General features: G+C 72.5%; 17 protein-coding genes. 13 read left to right on the forward strand and 4 right to left on the reverse strand.

Features of this window, described 5'->3' with window-relative positions; genetic code table 11:
* Positions 1–42 precede the first annotated feature (42 nt).
* Genes IE258_RS41340 through IE258_RS25660 form a run of 3 tightly spaced genes read left to right on the forward strand, consistent with a single transcriptional unit; the run spans position 43 to position 2,906 of the window.
* Positions 43–1,644 (forward strand): acyl-CoA dehydrogenase family protein, encoded by a 1,602-nt coding sequence (locus IE258_RS41340; RefSeq protein ID WP_229892413.1) that lies wholly within the window; start codon positions 43–45, stop codon positions 1,642–1,644.
* The gene (locus IE258_RS25655; protein WP_189747170.1) at positions 1,641–2,039 is read left to right on the forward strand and encodes a RidA family protein; all 399 of its coding nucleotides are present in this window, start codon (positions 1,641–1,643) and stop codon (positions 2,037–2,039) included. The genes IE258_RS41340 and IE258_RS25655 overlap by 4 nt, the downstream gene beginning before the upstream one ends.
* 27 nt (positions 2,040–2,066) lie before the next feature.
* Entirely contained in the window at positions 2,067–2,906 is an 840-nt protein-coding gene (locus IE258_RS25660) for an alpha/beta fold hydrolase (protein WP_189747172.1), read from the forward strand.
* 16 nt (positions 2,907–2,922) lie between these two features.
* Here IE258_RS25660 and IE258_RS25665 read toward each other — a convergent pair whose 3' ends face one another.
* Complete coding sequence (locus tag IE258_RS25665; RefSeq protein ID WP_189747174.1) at positions 2,923–3,147, reverse strand: DUF5999 family protein; 225 nt, start codon at positions 3,145–3,147, stop codon at positions 2,923–2,925.
* 239 nt (positions 3,148–3,386) lie between these two features.
* Here IE258_RS25665 and IE258_RS25670 point away from each other — a divergent pair, with 239 nt between their 5' ends.
* The gene (locus IE258_RS25670) at positions 3,387–3,830 is read left to right on the forward strand and encodes a DUF6299 family protein (protein WP_189747176.1); all 444 of its coding nucleotides are present in this window, start codon (positions 3,387–3,389) and stop codon (positions 3,828–3,830) included.
* A 113-nt stretch (positions 3,831–3,943) separates the two neighbouring features.
* Here IE258_RS25670 and IE258_RS25675 read toward each other — a convergent pair whose 3' ends face one another.
* Positions 3,944–4,789: a hypothetical protein gene (locus IE258_RS25675; RefSeq protein WP_189747178.1), complete on the reverse strand. Its 846-nt coding sequence runs from the start codon at positions 4,787–4,789 to the stop codon at positions 3,944–3,946.
* A gap of 554 nt (positions 4,790–5,343) precedes the next feature.
* Here IE258_RS25675 and IE258_RS25685 point away from each other — a divergent pair.
* The 5 genes from IE258_RS25685 (at position 5,344) to IE258_RS25705 (ending at position 11,356) form a co-directional block, all read left to right on the forward strand.
* Positions 5,344–5,733: a hypothetical protein gene (locus tag IE258_RS25685; RefSeq protein WP_189747180.1), complete on the forward strand. Its 390-nt coding sequence runs from the start codon at positions 5,344–5,346 to the stop codon at positions 5,731–5,733.
* A 50-nt stretch (positions 5,734–5,783) separates the two neighbouring features.
* Positions 5,784–6,296 (forward strand): hypothetical protein, encoded by a 513-nt coding sequence (locus IE258_RS25690; protein WP_189747182.1) that lies wholly within the window; start codon positions 5,784–5,786, stop codon positions 6,294–6,296.
* An 82-nt stretch (positions 6,297–6,378) separates the two neighbouring features.
* Positions 6,379–7,161 carry a DsbA family protein gene (locus tag IE258_RS25695; RefSeq protein WP_189747184.1) on the forward strand — a complete coding sequence of 261 codons (783 nt, stop codon included), beginning with the start codon at positions 6,379–6,381 and terminating at the stop codon, positions 7,159–7,161.
* On the forward strand, positions 7,158–8,024 hold the full coding sequence (locus tag IE258_RS25700) for a cytochrome c biogenesis CcdA family protein (protein ID WP_189747186.1): 867 nt from the start codon (positions 7,158–7,160) through the stop codon (positions 8,022–8,024). Before IE258_RS25695 ends, IE258_RS25700 begins: the two co-directional genes overlap by 4 nt.
* 161 nt (positions 8,025–8,185) lie before the next feature.
* The gene (locus IE258_RS25705; RefSeq protein WP_229892415.1) at positions 8,186–11,356 is read left to right on the forward strand and encodes an amidohydrolase family protein; all 3,171 of its coding nucleotides are present in this window, start codon (positions 8,186–8,188) and stop codon (positions 11,354–11,356) included.
* On the opposite strand, the gene IE258_RS25710 is transcribed toward IE258_RS25705, so the two are convergent.
* Positions 11,317–11,922, reverse strand: coding sequence for an N-acetylmuramoyl-L-alanine amidase (locus IE258_RS25710; RefSeq protein ID WP_373309928.1), 606 nt, complete (start codon positions 11,920–11,922; stop codon positions 11,317–11,319). The two genes, IE258_RS25705 and IE258_RS25710, sit on opposite strands and share 40 nt — an antisense overlap.
* Between IE258_RS25710 and IE258_RS25715 the strand changes: the two genes are divergently transcribed.
* From IE258_RS25715 to IE258_RS41350, 4 genes are all read left to right on the forward strand, one after another.
* Entirely contained in the window at positions 11,921–12,433 is a 513-nt protein-coding gene (locus IE258_RS25715; protein ID WP_189747191.1) for an SMI1/KNR4 family protein, read from the forward strand. The genes IE258_RS25710 and IE258_RS25715 overlap by 2 nt on opposite strands.
* A gap of 243 nt (positions 12,434–12,676) precedes the next feature.
* Positions 12,677–13,261 (forward strand): S26 family signal peptidase, encoded by a 585-nt coding sequence (locus IE258_RS42085; protein ID WP_373309929.1) that lies wholly within the window; start codon positions 12,677–12,679, stop codon positions 13,259–13,261.
* Between the two features lie 351 nt (positions 13,262–13,612).
* Complete coding sequence (locus IE258_RS25720) at positions 13,613–14,131, forward strand: transglycosylase SLT domain-containing protein (protein ID WP_189747193.1); 519 nt, start codon at positions 13,613–13,615, stop codon at positions 14,129–14,131.
* 222 nt (positions 14,132–14,353) lie between these two features.
* Positions 14,354–16,996 carry a serine/threonine-protein kinase gene (locus IE258_RS41350; RefSeq protein WP_268256341.1) on the forward strand — a complete coding sequence of 881 codons (2,643 nt, stop codon included), beginning with the start codon at positions 14,354–14,356 and terminating at the stop codon, positions 16,994–16,996.
* Between the two features lie 177 nt (positions 16,997–17,173).
* Here IE258_RS41350 and IE258_RS25730 read toward each other — a convergent pair whose 3' ends face one another.
* Positions 17,174–18,703: a helix-turn-helix domain-containing protein gene (locus IE258_RS25730; protein ID WP_189747195.1), complete on the reverse strand. Its 1,530-nt coding sequence runs from the start codon at positions 18,701–18,703 to the stop codon at positions 17,174–17,176.
* Positions 18,704–18,733: the final 30 nt, after the last annotated feature.

Consider the following 18,733-nt stretch of genomic DNA (forward strand, 5'->3'; position numbering starts at 1 on the left):
TGGCCCGTCCGACGGGCCGGGGAGCGGCGGAAGGGACCGGCGATGACCGCATTCTCGCTCGAACCGGCACAACTCACCTGGTGCGACGAGCTGCGCGCCCTCGCCGCCGAACGGCTGCGCCCACTCGCGGAGATGGGCGAACCGGGCCGGGTCAACCGCGCCCTGGTCGCCGAGCTGGGCGCCCTCGGCCTGCTGCCCCGCCTGTTCACCTCGGGCGCGCTCGACCTGTGCCTGATGCGCGAGTCGCTCGCCCACGCCTGCACGGAGGCCGAGACCGCGCTCGCCCTCCAGGGCCTCGGCGCCCACCCCGTGCACGCCCACGGCACCGAGTCCCAGCGCGCCCGCTGGCTTCCCCGCGTGAGCGACGGCACCGCGGTGGCCGCCTTCGCCCTCAGCGAGCCCGACGCGGGCTCGGACGCGGCAGCGCTGTCCCTGCGCGCCGAACCGGAGGCGGGGGACGCACCGGACGCCGGGTGGGACGCCGCCGGTCGCGGTGGAAAGACCGGCCCGCCCTCGCCGGACGCCGGGCCGCGCACCGCCGTGCGGGCCGGACCCCGCTACGGCGGGCGGCCCGCCGACGGGCCGGTCGGGGCGCGCGACGCCGGAGGTTCCGTCGCCGCGCGGTCCGGGCCGGATGCCGGGCGGTTCGGCGCCGGGCAGGCAGGAGGCCCCGAGGGCGCGGCACCTGGCGCCGCGGCGGCCGCCGTCCGTCACGGCGCGCAGGCCGCCGGGCGACGTGCCGGGGACGGGGCGTCCGCCGGCTCGGCGGGGCGCACCGGCGGCGGGCGGGCCGCGGTGGGGCGCGAGTCCGGCCCCGGGGCGGCCCCCGCCCCCCTGGCCGCCGAGACCGATGGAGCCTCCGCCTGGCGGCTCACCGGTGAGAAGTGCTGGATCTCCAACGCCCCCGAGGCCGACTTCTACACCGTGTTCGCCCGCACCACCCCCGGTGCCGGTTCCCGCGGCGTCACCGCCTTCCTGGTGCCCGCCGACCGCCCCGGCCTCACCGGCACCCCGCTGGACATGCTCTCGCCGCACCCCATCGGCGCGCTCGCCTTCGACGCCGTGCCCGTCACCACGGACGACGTGCTCGGTGAACCGGACCGCGGCTTCCGGGTCGCCATGGACACCCTCAACCTGTTCCGCCCCAGCGTCGGCGCCTTCGCCGTCGGCATGGCACAGGCCGCCCTGGACGCGACCCTCGCGCACACCGCCGCCCGCGAGGCCTTCGGCGGCAAGCTGCGCGACCTCCAGGCCGTCTCCCACCAGGTCGCCGAGATGGCCCTGCGCACCGAGGCGGCCCGGCTGATGGTGTACGCGGCGGCGACGGCGTACGACGCGGGCGCCCCGGACGTCCCGCAGCGCGCCGCGATGGCGAAACTCCTCGCCACCGAGACCGCCCAGTACGTCGTCGACAAGGCCGTCCAGCTGCACGGCGCCGGCGCCCTGCGCCGCGGACACCTCCTCGAACACCTCTACCGAGAGGTGCGCGCCCCGCGCATCTACGAGGGCGCGAGCGAGGTGCAGCGCGGCATCGTCGCCAAGGAGCTGTACCGGACGCACCCGACGCACCCGACGCACCCGACGCACCGGACCCGCCGGACCCACCGCACGCAGGACGCCACGACCGAGGAGGCCGGACAATGACCGCCGAACGGGTCAACCCACCCGAACTGTCCCCGCCCACCGGCTTCTCCCACGCCGTCGTCGCCACCGGCACCCGCGTCGTGTTCCTGGCCGGGCAGACCGCCCTCGACACCGGAGGCAAGGTCACCGGCGACACCCTCCCCGCCCAGTTCGAGCAGGCCCTCACCAACCTCCTCACCGCCCTGTGCGCCGCCGGCGGCACCCCCGCGGACCTCGCCCGCGTCACCGTCTACGCCACCGACGTCGCCGCCTACCGCACCCACGCCGCCGAACTCGGCCGCACCTGGCGCGAGCTGGCCGGCCGCGACTACCCGGCGATGGCCGTCGTGGAGGTCGTACGACTCTGGGACGAACGGGCGTTGGTGGAACTCGACGGCTTCGCCGTACTGCCGTAGCGGACCCGTGGCCCCTACCATTCCGGCATGCCGGACATCGAACTGAGCGCGGGAACCATCGAGTACGAGGACACCGGCGGGGACGGCCCGGTCGTCGTCCTCCTGCACGGCCTGGTCCACGACGCGACCGTCTGGCGCGGCGTCGTCGCCGACCTGCGCGCCGACCACCGGGTGATCGCGCCCACCCTGCCCTACGGCGCCCACCGCCGCCCGATGCGCCGGCCACCCACGCCCGACCTGGTCAACGAACTGATCGCCGAGTTCCTCGACCGCCTCGACCTGAGGGACGTCACCCTCGTCGAGAACGACTGCGGGCGTGCCCAGACGGTGGCCGCCCGGCATCCGGAGCGGCTCGCGCGGCTGGCGCTCGTCGCGTGCGAGGCATTCGACAACTACCCGCCGGGACTGCCCGGCAAAATGATCGGCGTCGCCTGCCGGGTCCCCGGCGGCGTGTCCCTGCTGGTCCGCACCCTGGGCCTGAAACCGCTGCGCCGCCTGCCCGTCGGCATCGGCGCGCTCACCAAACGGCCCGTGCCGGACGCGGTCGTCGACGACTGGCTGCGCCCGCTGCGCACCGACCCGGCGATCCGGCGCGACTTCCGCCACTACGGCACCCACGTCCGCCGCGACGAACTGCTCGAAGCCGCCCAGGGACTGCGGAGGTTCGACCGGCCCGCGCTCGTCGTCTGGGCGACCGAGGACCTGATGATGCCCCGCGCCCACGGCCGGCGCCTGGCCGAACTCCTCCCGCAGGGGCGGCTGGTGGAGGTCGAGGACACCCGGACGCTGATCCCCGAGGACCAGCCGGAGCTGCTCGCCTCCCTGCTGCGGGAGTTCGTCGCGGAGTCCGCCGCCGAGAAGGACTGAGCCGGACCGGAGTCCCTCAGGCGGCCATCGCCAGGCGCCCGGCGGGCGTCCGGCGCGGGGCGACCACACGGCCGTCGGGGAGCAGCTCGCCGGAGTCGTCGAAGACGACCGTGCCGTCGCACAGCAGGTTCCACCCCTGCTCCGGGTGGGCGGCGACGACGTGCGCGATGACGACGCGCGCCTCGGGAGACTCGGCCGCGGTGGACTCGGCTGCGGGGCAGGAAGGCCGGTGGGTACACATGGCGCACCTCCACGTCGGGAGACCGTCCCGTCGTCGGGACCGTCGCATGTACCGACCGTGCGCCGGCCGGGAACTCATCGCCAAGTCCCCGGCGGCAAGCGTGACAACACCCGGACACCTCGGCGACGGTTCCACGACGGCCGACGCGGACTCGCCACCGAAGGGGTGACGGTCACTGCCGTCGGCCCCTCCGCCCGGTACCAGTGGAACCCCTCATTCCGCACCCCCTGGAGGTTCCCATGCCCGTACGACCCGCCGCCCTCGCCACCGCCACCGGCGCCGCCCTGCTCCTGCTCGCCGCACCCGTCGCCACGGCCGCACCCCACGACGCCCGCCTCGTCGCGGAGTCGGTGACCGTCGACCCGACCGGCCGCGTCGCCGCCGACGGCAGCATCACCCTCTCCGGCACCTACCGCTGCACCGGCGGCACCGGACCGGTCTACGTCAGCTCCACCGTGAGCCAGAGCGACCCGTCCGTCCGCTACGGCGTCGGCGGCACCCGCGCGGTCTGCGACGGCCTGGAGCACCGCTGGGTCAACACCGGCACGCCCGACACGGTCGTCCTCAAGCCCGGCGCGGCCCACGTCGAGGCCACCCTGATGGAGCTGCGCCCGATGGGCATCGTGCCGCTCCCGAGCTTCCACGCCCGTCAGGCGCAGGACGTGACACTGACGGCGGCCTGACCCCGGGCACGGCCCGCAACGAATTCCGCATTCCAATTCCCATTTCCCTGCGTGTTGCGGCCGTGTTGCGGCGGGAATGGAACCCGATTCCGACCGTCTCGTTCCGCTCCGGGTCAGATCCGTTTCCCGGGGCCCGTGCCGGGCCTCGGCGAACGTACGGCATTCTGCCGCTGCTGCGGGAGCGACACCGGATCGGCGGCCGCCTTGCCCGCCGGATCGTCACCCGGAGTGACTGCGGCGCGTTGCCGGTGACGCGGCACCGTACGTTGGGGCGGACGGGTGAGCGTGATCTGCCGGACGATCTGCTGGAAGCAGACCAGCGAGGCCAGACCGGGCAGCGCGGCCGCCGCGGCGTCGCTGACGGTTCTGGGCGCCTCCGCGATGCACAGCAGCATCGCGATGGCCGAGAACAGCAGGACGACGGCCCAGGAGTGCACCGCGCGGCGCTGGTGCAGCGCGGCCCGCAGCACCGCGAGCGAGGCCACCAGCCAGGGCCCGTAGACCAGCAGCGGCCACCAGGACACGACGCTGCCGCGAGTGCGGGTCACGGCGGCCAGCCGCAACGGCTCGTACGCCACCATGCCGCCGAACAGGCTCACGGAGGCCGCGATGACCGCGGCGAGCGCGGCGACGAACAGGCTCGCGGCGCGCAGCCGGCTCACCTTTCTCCCTCTGCGGACCCTGCGGTGACTCGTCGGGGACTCCCTCAACGGGGGCAGCTCCGCCGTGATCTCCTGCAGATTGCTCAGCGGTGTGCCCGGGGCGGGTGCGAGCGCCGAGGTGTCCGTCACGGAGGGGGCGCCGGTCCGTGGCTCCATCGCGTCCTGAAGCAGGAACGCGAGCTCCTCGGCCGGGTCCCAACCGGGTTCGGGGGGAACCAGGGTCTCCTGGAAGGCCGCCTCGGGCGCACGGTGCCTGCCGGTGCCCGTGGTGCGGAACGGCCCTTCGCCGTACGGCATGTGGGGATGAGTGTGTTCTTCGTACACGAGGTGCCGGTCACTCCGCCCGGGTGTACGTCAGGGAGCCCTGTGTCCGGCCCCACCGCTCGGCGAGACCGGTCTCCAGCTCGGCCATGACATCGAGGAAGCGCTGCAGCACGGGTTCGGTCACCCGGAGCGGGACGGGATGGCCGCCTCTGGTCAGAGTTCCGTCGCTCGGTGACGGACAGTGATCTCTGCCGGGCCTGTAGGTGTACGGGCCAAGCGCCGTCAATTCCCCGTGTTCCTCGGTCATATCCGAAGTAACGTCTGCCTACTCCGTCGGATGCGCGGCAGTCGAGTGAACGATTTCTGCGATACTTACCCAATCTCGAATTCACACCGGTTCGGTCGCGGTCCTGTACGAAAAACGTCAGAGACGGCGCGAACGGGGGAAAACGCGCCGTTCGACGGCGCGTCCGGGTGATCTTTCGAAGGGTGTCCGACGCGGCGCCGATCGGATGCGCCCCTGGGCGGCCACACACGCGGACGCGTGTCCTAGGCTGGCCGGGACCACGAACAGCGCGGGAGCGGCGATGAAGCGAGCGGCACCGGGGCGGGCGCAAGCCCTCCTGCGCGGTGTGCTGGGCCTGCTCGTGGCCGTGGTGGCGCTGCTGTGCGTCTTCGGGCACGCGGAGCGCGGAGGACCGGTCACGCCGCCGTCCACCGCGGAGCGGGCATCCGTCGCAGTCGCCACCGCTGTCGCTGTCGCCGAACCGTCGGACGGTGCGGAGGCACCCTGCCGCAAGAAGGCGATCGGCGACCACAGCGTGCAGCGGGCCGAGAATCCTCCGCCGTCCGCCCCGTTGCCCCGCGCCCTGTCACCGCACACCGAACCGGCGCCTCTCGTGCCCCAGCACTCCGGCGCGGCGGCGGGCGGCCCGGATCCGCCCCCGTCCACCCTCCACTCCGTTCTGCGGATCTAGACCGGCCCGTCGGCCGCGTCCCTGAATCCTCGGAAACGGAGTTCTTCGGCATGTCCTCATCCCCGCGCTCCTGGCGGCGGGCGGGTACGGCACTGCGTGCTTGGCGGTCCGGACAGTGGACCGTGGCGGGCGCGGGTGCGCTGGCCACGGCGGTCCTGGTCGGCGCGCCCACCGACGTGGTGCCCAATCCGCTCTTCGGCCGGTCCGTCCCTGTGCAGTGGTGGAACTACCCGGCCCTGGCCGTCACGGCCGCCCTGGCCGGCATCGTCCTGAGCACCTACGTGCGCCGGACCGCCGTGCCGCGGCCCTCGTCCTGCGCTCCGGAGCCGCCCGCCGCCGACGGCGGCCGTCTCGGGGCGATCGGCGGGGTGCTGTCCTTCTTCGCCGTCGGCTGCCCGGTCTGCAACAAACTCGTCCTCGTGCTCCTCGGAGCCTCCGGCGCCCTGAGCTACTGGGCTCCGCTGCAGCCGCTGCTGGCCGTCCTGTCGGCGGGGCTGCTGGCGGAGGCCGCGCTGCGACGCCTCTCCTCCGAGACCGAGTGCCCGGTCACGCCCTCCGCCTGACCCGCGGCCCGGTTCGCCCACCCTTCCCTCCCTCTCCACCCTCCCTCTTTCTCTTTTCCTCCTCGACCGACTGAGGTACCCCATGACCGGATCCACCCCTTCCACGTCCACGTCCCCGTCCTCGAACGCCGCCCGCCGCAACCGCAGGCGGACCGTCGGCGCCGTGGCGGTGCTCGCCGCCGCCGCGGTCACCGCGGCGTTCGCCCTCACGCTCGACGACTCGGGCGACCGCAACGAGAAGGCCGGCGAACCCGCGGCCGTCACCGGCTCCGCCGACCCCGCGCCCGCCGACGAGAGCCTGCTCGCCCTCGCCCGCCGCGACACGTCCGACCCCCTGGCGGTCGGACCCGCCGACGCCCCGGTCGTCCTGATCGAGTACTCCGACTTCCAGTGCCCGTTCTGCGGCCAATTCGCCCGCTCGACAGAGCCCGAACTGCTGCGCTCGTACGTGGAGAAGGGGATCCTGCGCATCGAATGGCGCAACTTCCCCATTTTCGGCGAGGAGTCCGAGCAGGCCGCGCTCGCCGGCTGGGCTGCGGGGCAGCAGGACAAGTTCTGGGAGTTCCACGAAGTCGCCTACAGCAAGCCGCGCGAACGCAACAGCGGCGCGTTCGACGCCGAGCACCTCGTCGCCATGGCCCGTGCGGCGGGAGTCGCCGACATCGAGCGCTTCCAGGCCGACATGGCCTCCGACCAGGCCCGCGGCGCCGTGCTCAAGGACCAGGAAGAGGGCTACAACCTCGGCGTGACCAGCACCCCGGCGTTCCTGGTCAACGGCAAGCCGATCCTGGGCGCCCAGCCCGCGGACACCTTCAAGTCGGCCGTCGAGACGGCGGCGCAGGCGGCGAAGGCGGCCGGACGATGAGCGATGTCGGCCTGGCGATGGCCTTCCTCGGCGGACTGCTGGCCCTGCTCAGTCCGTGCAGCGCCCTGCTGCTGCCCGCCTTCTTCGCCTACTCCTTCACCAGCCGCACCCGACTGGTGGCCCGCACCGGCCTGTTCTACGCAGGGCTGTGCACGACGCTCGTACCGCTCGGCGTGGCCGGCTCCTTCGCCAGCCGCCTCTTCTACGGCCACCGGGACACCCTGGTGACCGCGGGCGGCTGGACGGTCACCGCCCTGGGCGTGGCCCAGATCACCGGGCTGGGCTTCGGCTCCCGCCGGATGGCGCAGGCCGCGGGCGGGCGCCGTTCCGGTTCGGCGCTGTCGGTGTTCGCCCTGGGCGCGGTGTACGGGCTGGCGGGATTCTGCGCGGGACCGATCCTCGGCTCCGTCCTGACCGTGGCCGCCGTGGACGGCGACCCCCTGCACGGCGGGGTGCTGCTCGCCGTCTACGCGCTGGGGATGGCGGTCCCGATGTTCGTACTGGCCTTGCTCTGGGACCGGTTCGACCTGGGCCGCAGGCGCTGGCTGCGGGGCCGGACGTTCCGGGTGGGCCCGGTGACGCTGCACAGCACCTCGCTCCTCGGCGGCCTGTTCTTCGTCGCGCTCGGGGTGGCGTTCCTGGCCTTCGACGGCACCTCGGCACTGCCGTCGGTGCTGAGCACCGACACCGAGTTCGCCCTGGAGGAACGGCTGTCCGACATCGGCGCGGCGGTGTCCGACCGGGTGCTCCTGCTGACCCTGGCCGGGGCGGCCGCGCTGATCGCCCTGCTGGTCCTGCTCCGCCCGGCCGCCCGACGGGACACGCAACCACCGCCAAGGGGCGAACCGGCCGGGCGGGAGTAGTGCGTGACCGCGAGTAGTGCCTGACCGCGCATCAGCGGTTCGTGCCTGCGCGAGTCCCATCGGCGGAACTTCGCTGGAACACTCCTCGACCGGGCATGGCAACTCATGAAGGATGCGGAGGCGTCCGATGGTGGGGCCCCGTACGGCTGAAGGGACGTGCTGTGAGCGAAGCGTTTTCCGAGGCATTACCGGAGGAAGCCGAGTCCGGCCCACGGGCGAGGACGTCACCGGTGTCCCGGCGCGGCTTCCTGGCCGGCGCCGGCGCCGCGGTGGCGCTGACGTCCTTGGCCGGGCCGAGCGCCGTCGCGGCCGGTCCCCGCACCGGCGGTACGGGCGACCTGCGGCTGGGCACGGGCACCACGTTCGGGGCACGGCTCTCGCCCGACGGCCGGTGGATCGCCCACGACCTGCTCGGGGTGCTGTGGGTGATGCCGGCGTCCGGCGGGCCCGCGCGGCGGCTGACCAGCGACCTGTTCGACATCGCGCAGCCCGACTGGTCGCCGGACGGCAGCCGGCTGGTCTTCCAGTCCTACCGTGACGGCGTCTTCAACCTCTGGACCGTACGGCCCGACGGGGGCGGACTGCGCCGTTTGACCGAGGGCCCCTTCGACCACCGGGAGCCCCGCTGGTCGCCGGACGGGCGCACGATCGTCTTCTCGGGCGACGCGTCGGGCAGTTACGCGATCCAGACGTACGACGTCGGCAGCGGACGGATCGACGTGCTCGCCGACGGCTCGGGCGAGGAGTACGAGCCGGCCTGGTCGCCGGACGGCGACCAGGTGGCCTTCGTCGTGGACAACACCCGTATCGACGTCGTGGACCGCACCACCGGCCGACGCGGCACCCGCCTCACCGTGCCCGCGGGCCAGGTGATCCACCAGCCGGAATGGACCCCGGACGGCGCCGCGCTGGTCCACCACCTGACCCACGACGGGCGGTGCCGGCTGATGACCGGTGACACGCCCCTGGTGGAGGACCAGGAGACCTTCCCGTTCCGGGTGTCGTGGCTGGATCGCGAACGCTTCCTCTACACCGCGGACGGCCGCATCCACGTGCGGTCGCTCCACGGCCCGGGCACCCGGACCATCGGCTTCTCCGCCGCCGTGACGACCCGCAGACCGAGGTACACCAGACGCCGGTCCGACTTCGAGAGCACCGGGCCGCGGCCCGTGCGCGGCATCGGCAGCCCGGTGCTGTCCCCCGACGGGGAACACGTCGCCTTCCGCGCGCTCAACGACATCTACGTCATGAGGATCGGCCGCGCGCCACGGCCGTTGACCCGCGACCACTGGTGGAAGTGCGACCCCGCCTGGTCGCCCGACGGCAAGCTGCTCGCCTACTCCACGGACCGCGGCGGAACACTCGACATCTGGATCAGGGACCTCGACACCGGCCGGGACCGGCAACTGACCGACCTCGGCACCAGGGCGGCGGTCTCGGCGGCATGGTCGCCCGACGGAAAGGAGCTCGCCTTCCTGGACCAGGACGGCGCGCTGTGGACCGCCGACGCGGCGAGCGGCGACGTGCGTCAGGTCTTCACCGCGACATTCGAGCCAGGAAGACCCACCTGGTCGCCCGACGGCAGGACGATCGCCCTGGCGGCGGTGAAGCCGTACTCGGCCAGGTTCCGCGAGGGGCTGAGCCAGATCCTGCTCGTCGACAGGACCACCGGGCGGGGCAGATACGTCGAGGCCGTGCCCGGCCGCTCGATCCAGACCCGAGGAGACGACGGACCGGTCTGGTCCCCCGACGGCAGGCGCATGGCGTTCGCGGTCGCCAGCGTCCTGTACACCGTGGACGTCGCCGCGGACGGAACGCCGGACGGTGAGCCCCGGCAGCTCACCGACGAGGTGACCGACGCCCCGTCCTGGAGCGGCGACTCGAAACACCTCCTCTACCTCAACAACGGCAGGCTCCGCCTCGTACCGGCACAGGGCGGGCGCCCTCGTACGGTCGCCGTGCCACTGACCTGGACCGCCGTGCGGCCACCGGCGCGCACCGTCGTCCACGCGGGCCGGATGTGGGACGGAGTGCGCCGGGAGATCCGGCGCGACGTCGACATCGTCGTCGAAGGGCACCGGATCAGGGCCGTGGAGCCGCACGCCGACGGCCGGGCGGGCAGGCGCGTCGACGCGCGCGACCGGCTGGTGATGCCCGGACTCGTCGACATGCACCACCACCGGGAGATGCAGGGCTACGCCTACGGCGACCGGCAGGGACGGCTCTGGCTCTCCCTGGGCGTCACCACCACGAGGTCCCCGGGGAGCCCCGCCTACCACATGGTCGAGGAGCGGGAGGCCACCCGGTCCGGGGCCCGGATCGCGCCCAGGTACTTCGCGACGGGCGAGGCGGTCGACGGGCCGCGCATCTACTACAACTTCATGCGCCCCACGTTCACCGACGCCCAACTGAAGCTGGAACTGGAGCGCGCCGAGGCCCTGGAGTACGACCTCATGAAGTGCTACGTCCGCCTGCCGGTGGCCTGGCACGAGCGGGTGATCGCCTTCGCGCACGGCGTCGGCATCCCCGCCACCTCGCACTACCACTACCCGGCCACGGCCCTCGGCGGCGACGGGATGGAACACACGGGCGCGACCAACCGCTTCGGCTACTCGCGCACCGTGACACCGCTCGGAACGGGCTACCCGGACGTCACCGACCTCTTCGTGGCCTCCGACATGGCCCGCACACCGACCCTCTTCGGCTCGACCACGCTGTACCGGGAGGACAAGTCCCTGGTCGAGGACCGCCGGGTACGGACGCTCAATCCGCCGTGGCGGTTGGCCGCCCTCCAGGAGAGCGCCGACGCCGCGAGCCGGACCGACCAGACCGCACGGCGGGAGAACCTCCGGGCGCAGGTCCGCCAGGCCCTCGACCTCTTCCGCCGGGGAGGCCGGGTCGTCGCCGGCACCGACGCCCCGATCGACCACGCGGCAGTCAGCCTGCACATGAACCTGCGTGCCATGGTCACCTACGGGTTCACCCCGTACGAGGCGCTGACGACCGCGACCGGCCTGGCGGGCGAGACCCTGCACGAGGACCTGGGCCGGATCGCCCCCGGCATGTACGCCGACCTCGCCGTCGTCGACGGTGACCCACTCACCGACATCAAGGACGCCGCCAACGTCGAACAGGTCCTCGTGTCCGGCATCGCCCACACCGTCGACTCCCTGATGCGGCCGTTCGCCGAACCCCCGGCCGCCGGCCTCCGCAAGCCGGACGGGAGCAGCACCGTGCTGCCCCCGGTACCCGAACACCCGGCCAACGACGCGTTCTGGTGGCACGGGCACACCTATGTGGAGGAGGCACGGCACGCCTGCTGCAGCGGGTGAGGTTCAGCCGCATCCTCCTCACGCAGGGAGGAGGATGCGGCTGGGCCACAGGGGGCGTGTCGACCTATGGGGTGGTGAAGCGTGAGGCGCCCGCAGCCGTGCGGGACGGCCCGCCTCGCGGCGGTGCCGGGGGTGCCGCCGTTCTCGTGGTCGCCGAGGAGTGCGACACCGGCCGAGTAGCCGTTGAAGCCGTAGGTGTGGGCGCCGCGGACCGGCTTGTCGGCGCCGCCCGCCCGGCCCTCGAAGACCGTGCCGCACTTGTCGACGAAGAAGTTGTAGCCGATGTCGTTCCAGCCGTTGGCCTTCACGTGGTACGTGAGGATGGCCCGGATGACGGCCGGCGAGTCGGCGCAGTCGTAGGCGTTCGTGCCCGCCGTGTGGTGGACGAAGACCGCGTCGACCTCGTCCAGGTAGGAGGGCGGGGCGCCGACGAGCGACTCGTCGGCGCCCCATTCGGCGCGGCCGTAGGACAGTTCACCGGATCGAAGCAGTAGCAGTGGGTGCAGGCGGCTGTCGATCAGTGATGGCCGGCTGCACCCCGCATTTCTGAGAGGTAGGTTTTCCATGTGGGTTCAGTGGCTGATCGACTTGACCGGATGGGAGCCGTTGGGTCTCTCCGTCGACTGGGAGACGGTTGAGGGGGAATTGCAGGTTCCGCTGCCCGCGGACTACAAGGAGCTCTTTGAGGCTTTCGGGGGTGGCACCTTCAGCGAGAGCGTCTACTTTTTCGGGCCCTCGGGCCCCCACGCCTTCGATTTTCTCGCACAGTGGCGGGCCGCCCTCGAGGCAGAGGGAGGCGATGACGTGCAGCCGATTTACTCTCCGGGAGAGAAGGGCGTCATCGTGTGGGCGGCAACCGAATGGGCCGATGAATACGCCTGGCTCGTGGACGCGCAGAATCCTGGCGTTTGTTCCGTTCTGGTGCGAGGTGACGTCGGCGAGTGGCGCACCTATGACATGTCTACTTCTGAGTTCCTCTACCGGGTGCTTGCTGATGAGGAATTCAAGCCGTTCGGTATCGCGCACCACAACCTCGACCCGGAGTTCGAGCCGGGCCGCTCCCTCCCCGGCAGTTGAGCAGCGAGAGAAGAGGAGGGACGTTCGTGCAACCGCAACGTGCGGGCTCGGAGCCGCCGCCGGGATCACGCGAACCGGCGTCCTGGACGGGGAGCGGATCACAATCGCGGGCGATGCGATGCAGCCCACTTGTCGGCCGGGTCGGCAACTGACCGTGGAACGCATCGACGAAGCGAACGGCGAGGAGATCGACGACCGTACGTACTGCGCGACAAGTTCGGTCTGGCGGGACCCCGGTACGACGTGACCGTTCCGGAGGGTCGGCTGTTCCTCCTCGGTGATCACCGGGCCAACGCGAACGACTCGCGCTACTTCCTGGGCGAACAGTCGGGGAGCGTCGCGGCCTCCGACTACGCGGCCGGGTCCAAAACGAGTCGGCCACGTCACTGTGGCCGCTGGCCCCGGGAGCCTTCGGAGCCCTGCATCGGGGGCCACCTGGCCGGGCGGCGCCCCCGGACCGCGGATGCGGTGACAACGGGCGCATACCGGATGCATGCCGGACGGCCAGGTGTGGAACCCCTTGGGCAAGGTCCGGAACTGCTTCGCGGCGGGGAGCTCCCAGGAATCGCTCCGGACGTTCTATCTGACCCTGCACGGCAGGGCTCGGCGGCCAGTGGCCTGACATCGACAGGAGGGCCGACGCCGCGGCTCGGCTCCGCGTGGCTTGTGCGGGAGTCGACGCGTGGAGCTCGGTCGGCGTGGTCGCGGCGCTCGATCCGCACCCCGCGCCTCGCCCGTCTCGGTGGTACCGGGACCCCGGCCTCCAAGGCGACCCCGCAGGGTGACTCCGCCGTCTCGCCGGGTGAGGCAGCTGCCTCCGCAGGGTGACGAGAGGCGACCGCCGGGTTACCGGCCCTGTGAGGGCGCGCACAGGGCCCACGTCACACGGGGCCGGGGTTAGTAGACGCCGAAGGCGCTCGCCCGCGTAATCGTCGGCCGTCCGGGCGAGTCGGGCGGCCGGTCTGCGAAGCGGCGTAGTAGGTCACACACTTGTCGCGGCGCCCGACCGTTCCGCAATGTGTTCGGCGTACCGGGGAGCCGAGCGCCGGGACCGGACGGGAAGAGCCCGTCTGATCCAGACACCGGCCCTGATGACGCGAAGCCGCGTCCAACGCGGACACCGCGTCGCCGACCCCCCGTCGGCCTCCCCATCACGTTCCCGAATGGAGAGGTACACCCATGCACGCCACCCTGCGCCGCCCCAGCATTCGCAAGTCCGCCGTGGCCTCCCTCGCCGCCGCGGGCGCCGCCGCCGTCACCCTCACCCTCGCCCCGAGCCCGGCGCACGCCGCCGAGCCGGCCAAGGCATCCACCGCGCAGACCCAGGCCCAGACCGACAAGATCGAGGCCATCGTCAAGGCCGGCAAGAAGAAGCACGGCAACGACCTCGACGGCTGGATCCGCACCGCCCTGGACGTCATGGACGCGAAGAACATCCCGGGCACCTACGAGGGCCTGCACCGCAACATCATGCGTGAGTCGTCCGGCAACCCGACCGCGCAGAACAACTGGGACGTGAACGCCCAGAACGGCATCCCCTCGAAGGGCCTGCTCCAGACGATCCAGCCCACCTTCGACGCCTACCACGTCAAGGGCACGAAGGACTCCATCACCGACCCGGTCGCCAACATCGTCGCCGCCTGCAACTACGCGGCCGACAAGTACGGCTCCATGGACAACGTCGACTCCGCCTACTGACCGGCGGACCCACGAACCGCCTGAGCCCCAGGGACGACCGGTCCCGCGCGGAGGCCGGCGGGGCCCAGGCAGCACGGCGGGGCCGGAGGAACGACAGGTTCCTCCGGCCCCGCCTGCGTACCGCCCGCGGTCCCGCGCGTATCGCCTGTGGAACCGGTGGTGTTGACGTGGCGTCACGGTCGGGGAGAGCGTTGCCGCGATGAGGCGTTCACAGGGGGTGGCGTGGAGAATCTGCGGGCCGGGGATCCGCGGGAGGTCGGTCCGTACCGGCTGTTGAAGCGGCTCGGCGGCGGTGGCATGGGGCAGGTGTACCTCGGGCACTCGCGCGGCGGGCGGCTGGTGGCGGTGAAGGTGGTCCGGGCGGAGTACGCGGCGGATCCGGAGTTCTGCCGGCGGTTCGCGCGCGAGGTGGAGGCCGCCCGGCGGGTCGGGGGGTTCTACACGGCGCACGTGGTGGACGCCGACACGGGTGCCGATCCGCCCTGGCTGGCCTCGGCGTACGTCCCCGGGCCGTCCCTGGAGGCGGCGGTGCGTCGGCACGGGCCGCTGCCAGAGCGTGCGCTCGGGCGGTTGGTGTCCGGCCTCGCGGAGGGGCTCGTGGCGGTGCACGAGCGGGAGATGGTGCACCGCGACCTCAAGCCGGGCAACGTGCTGCTCGCGGCGGACGGCCCCCGGCTGATCGACTTCGGCATCGCTCAGGCGGCACAGGAGACGCGGCTGACCGGGACGGGACTGGCGATCGGAACGCCGGGATTCATGGCGCCGGAGTACGTGGTGGGCGGCGAGGCGGGGCCGGCGGCGGACGTCTTCGCGCTGGGCGCGGTCCTCGCGTATGCGGCCACGGGCCGCCCACCGTTCGGCACGGGTGCGCCGCACGCGGGGAACTACCGGGCGGTGCACGAGGAGCCGGACCTCACCGGGGTACCGGCCGGGATGGCCGGGCTGGCCGCGCGGTGCCTGGCCAAGGACCCGGCCGCGCGGCCGACGCCGGCCCGGATCCTCGACGAGATGCCCGCGGCGAACGGCATGGCGCAGTCGTGGCTGCCACCCGACGTGGCGACGATGCTCGACGAGCGGAATCATGACGCGCGGGACGTCGGCGGCGGGAGCGGGCCGGAGTCGGGGCCGACTCCGACCGCCGCGCAGGGCGGACACAAGCCGGAGCCCACCGCGCGGGAGCGGGATCGGGAACACCGGGAGCGGGATCGGGAACACCGGGAGCGGAAACGGCAACGGGCAGGGCACAGGCACCGCCGGCTGCTGGCTTGCGCGGAACTGGTGACCGCCAGGATCACCGAGGCCCAGCACCGCGCCCGGGCACTGGCCCAGGTGGCTGCCGCGGTACTCCCCGGCGACACCCATCACGGGGCGTCCCTCGTCGTGGAGGCGCATCGTGCTGCTGCGGGCGCGCCGGATGTGGTGGCGCGGACACAGTCGCTCGCCGATGTGGCCGCCGCACTGGCACCGGTGGACGCGAAGCGCTCGAAGGCGGCCGCGCAGCGGGCGCTGGACCTGGCACAGGCGGTGAGGGGTTTTCGCACGAAGCCGACGCGCGTGGCGGCACTGCGGGCTGCGGCCCAGGCACTGGCACCCACCGACCCGGCGCGGGCGGAGGCCATCGCCAGAGGACTCGGCGGCGCCTCGGCGCAGGTCGAAGCGCTGGCGAACGTCGCCGAGCGGATGGCGATGACGGACCCGCACCGTGCCGAACGGATCGCCCGGGAACTGCCCGCGGAAACCCACGAATGGGAGTCCGAGAGCATCCTCGATCAGGTCGTGAAGGGAATGGCGGCCCGGGACCCCCAGCGCGCCGAGCGCGTGGCCCGCGGCCTCCCCGGCCCGGACCAGCGGAAGTGGGCGCTGCTGGAACTGGTGACCACGCTGGCACCGCTGGATCCGCAGGCGGCCGAGCGCGTAGCCCGGAGCCTCTCCGACGAGAACCAGCGGACTTCGGCACTGTCCCGGGTCTTCCAGCGCGTACTGGAGACGGACCTGAACGCCGCCGAACGGCTCGCCCGCACCATGGTCGACGAGGAGGAGCGGGCGGACGCCCTGTACGCCGTGGCCGTCGAGTTGCGCGACACGGACCCGGAACGGGCCCTGGCCGTCGCACGGCGCATCCCCGAGGACTGGCGGACCCTGGCCCTCGCGGACCTCGCCCAGAGCCTGTACCCCGAGCACCCCGGGCGGGCGGAGCACCTGTACCGGGAAGCCGAACTGCTGGCGGCCGAAGTCCAGGACGAGGAACACGGCCTCGCGGCCAGGCTGTGGATCGCCGCGGCCAGGGGCTCGGCGGACCCGGAGCGCAGACGGCAAGGGCTCCTGGAGTTTCCGAAGGCCGAGTACGTTTCGGGACTGCTCCTGTTGTCCTCCGGGCTGGTGCGCGCAAGGCCCGCGCAGGCGCTGGAACTGCTGGAGGAGTGCGTACAGATCGCCCGCGACCTGCCCGAGGACGACCGGATGTCGGCGCTGGAGCACCTCGTCCTGGTCGGCGCGGAGCTCGATCCGGACTGGGCGGCCCGGGTGGCCCAGGAAGCCTCGGCCCTGAAGGCCGAGTACCGTCACTACGCTCTGCAGCGGATGGCCGGCACGCTGGTCGACATCGCCCCCGAGACCGCCGCGGCCATCGCCGCCGAGGCGGTCCACGCCATCCGCAAGGAGTACGGCGGCAGTACCGAAATCGTCGGCGACGCGTTGGTCACCCTGGCCGAGGCCGACACCGAGAGCGCGGTACAGCTCGCGATGGCGGGCCGTAGCGCCGAGGACGCGGACAGGCTGCTGGCGCAGCTCGTCGAAGGCCTGGTGGCGGAGGCCGCCGAACAGGCCGGGCGCGCAGGGGGACCAGGGATGAGTGCACCTACGTAACTGGAGGCCGAGGCTCCGGCGTGATCGCGAGACCGGGTACTGGACGCGGCGTAAGCCGCCTCGGATGCGCCGGATGAGATGCCCGGGGGTGCCGAAGGCGACGTCGGCGATCCGCCCGCCGCCTCCAGCACCGACCCGCTGTGCCCCTTGCTTCCAAGGGGCACAACGCCCCGCCCCTCAGATGTCCCGGAAGATCTCGATCTGCGCCCCGATCGAGTTCAGCCGCTCCGCGAGGTCCTCGTAACCGCGGTTGATGACGTACACGTTGCGCAGTACCGACGTGCCCTCGGCGGCCATCATCGCGAGGAGGACGACCACGGCGGGGCGCAGGGCGGGCGGGCACATCATCTCGGCGGCGCGCCAGCGGGTGGGGCCCTCGACCAGGACGCGGTGCGGGTCCAGGAGTTGGAGGCGGCCGCCGAGGCGGTTGAGGTCGGTGAGGTAGATGGCGCGGTTGTCGTAGACCCAGTCGTGGATGAGGGTCTGGCCCTGGGCCGAGGCTGCGATGGCCGCGAAGAAGGGGACGTTGTCGATGTTCAGGCCGGGGAAGGGCATCGGGTGGATCTTGTCGATGGGCGCCTCCAGCTTGGAGGGGCGCACCGTCAGGTCCACCAGGCGGGTGCGGCCGTTGTCGGCGAAGTACTCCGGGGTGCGGTCGTGGTCGAGGCCCATCTCCTCCAGGACCGCCAGCTCGATCTCCAGGAACTCGATCGGGACCCGGCGCACCGTCAGCTCCGACTCCGTGACCACCGCGGCGGCCAGCAGGCTCATCGCCTCGACCGGGTCCTCGGAGGGGGAGTAGTCCACGTCGGCGTCGATGACCGGCATGCCGTGGACGGTGAGGGTGGTGGTGCCGATGCCTTCGACGCGGACGCCCAGGGCCTCGAGGAAGAAGCAGAGGTCCTGGACCATGTAGTTGGACGAGGCGTTGCGGATGACGGTGACGCCGTCGTGGCGGGCGGCGGCCAGGAGGGCGTTCTCCGTCACCGTGTCGCCGCGCTCGGTCAGGACGATCGGGCGGCCCGGGCGCACCGTGCGGTCGACCACCGCGTGGTAGTGGCCCTCGGTCGCGGCGACGTCCAGGCCGAAGCGGCGCAGCGCGATCATGTGCGGCTCGATGGTGCGGGTGCCGAGGTCGCAGCCGCCGGCGTAGGGGAGGCGGAAGCGCTCCATGCGGTGCAGCAGGGGGCCGAGGAACATGATGATGGAGCGGGTGCGGACGGCGGCCTCGGCGTCGATGGCCTCCATGTCCAGCTCGGCCGGCGGCACGATCTCCAGGTCGGTGCCGTCGTTGATCCAGCGGGTGCGCACACCGATGGAGTTGAGCACCTCCAGGAGGCGGTAGACCTCCTCGATGCGGGCGACCCGGCGCAGCACCGTGCGCCCCTTGTTGAGCAGCGAGGCGCACAGCAGGGCCACGCAGGCGTTCTTGCTGGTCTTGACGTCGATGGCGCCGGACAGGCGACGGCCGCCGACGACCCGCAGATGCATCGGACCCGCGTAGCCCAGGGAGACGATCTCGCTGTCCAGCGCTTCGCCGATCCGGGCGATCATCTCAAGGCTGATGTTCTGGTTGCCGCGCTCGATGCGGTTGACGGCGCTCTGACTGGTGTTGAGCGCCTCCGCGAGCTGTGACTGCGTCCAGCCGCGGTGCTGCCGGGCGTCACGGATGAGTCGGCCGATGCGTACGAGGTAGTCGTCTGCCATGAGGTTGAGGCTATCTCAGATATGAGATCG

It is taken from the genome of Streptomyces tendae (assembly GCF_014650435.1).
In the GTDB taxonomy this organism is placed as follows: Bacteria; Actinomycetota; Actinomycetes; order Streptomycetales; family Streptomycetaceae; genus Streptomyces; species Streptomyces tendae.

Bases quoted from the DNA above. Each gene is read 5' to 3' on its own strand.
- IE258_RS41340 (WP_229892413.1), top strand. From the start codon at position 43: ATGACCGCATTCTCGCTCGAACCGGCACAACTCACCTGGTGCGACGAG.
- IE258_RS25655 (WP_189747170.1), top strand. From the start codon at position 1,641: ATGACCGCCGAACGGGTCAACCCACCCGAACTGTCCCCGCCCACCGGC.
- IE258_RS25660 (WP_189747172.1), top strand. From the start codon at position 2,067: ATGCCGGACATCGAACTGAGCGCGGGAACCATCGAGTACGAGGACACC.
- IE258_RS25665 (WP_189747174.1), bottom strand. From the start codon at position 3,147: ATGTGTACCCACCGGCCTTCCTGCCCCGCAGCCGAGTCCACCGCGGCC.
- IE258_RS25670 (WP_189747176.1), top strand. From the start codon at position 3,387: ATGCCCGTACGACCCGCCGCCCTCGCCACCGCCACCGGCGCCGCCCTG.
- IE258_RS25675 (WP_189747178.1), bottom strand. From the start codon at position 4,789: ATGCCGTACGGCGAAGGGCCGTTCCGCACCACGGGCACCGGCAGGCAC.
- IE258_RS25685 (WP_189747180.1), top strand. From the start codon at position 5,344: ATGAAGCGAGCGGCACCGGGGCGGGCGCAAGCCCTCCTGCGCGGTGTG.
- IE258_RS25690 (WP_189747182.1), top strand. From the start codon at position 5,784: ATGTCCTCATCCCCGCGCTCCTGGCGGCGGGCGGGTACGGCACTGCGT.
- IE258_RS25695 (WP_189747184.1), top strand. From the start codon at position 6,379: ATGACCGGATCCACCCCTTCCACGTCCACGTCCCCGTCCTCGAACGCC.
- IE258_RS25700 (WP_189747186.1), top strand. From the start codon at position 7,158: ATGAGCGATGTCGGCCTGGCGATGGCCTTCCTCGGCGGACTGCTGGCC.
- IE258_RS25715 (WP_189747191.1), top strand. From the start codon at position 11,921: ATGTGGGTTCAGTGGCTGATCGACTTGACCGGATGGGAGCCGTTGGGT.
- IE258_RS25710 (WP_373309928.1), bottom strand. From the start codon at position 11,922: ATGGAAAACCTACCTCTCAGAAATGCGGGGTGCAGCCGGCCATCACTG.
- IE258_RS25720 (WP_189747193.1), top strand. From the start codon at position 13,613: ATGCACGCCACCCTGCGCCGCCCCAGCATTCGCAAGTCCGCCGTGGCC.
- IE258_RS25730 (WP_189747195.1), bottom strand. From the start codon at position 18,703: ATGGCAGACGACTACCTCGTACGCATCGGCCGACTCATCCGTGACGCC.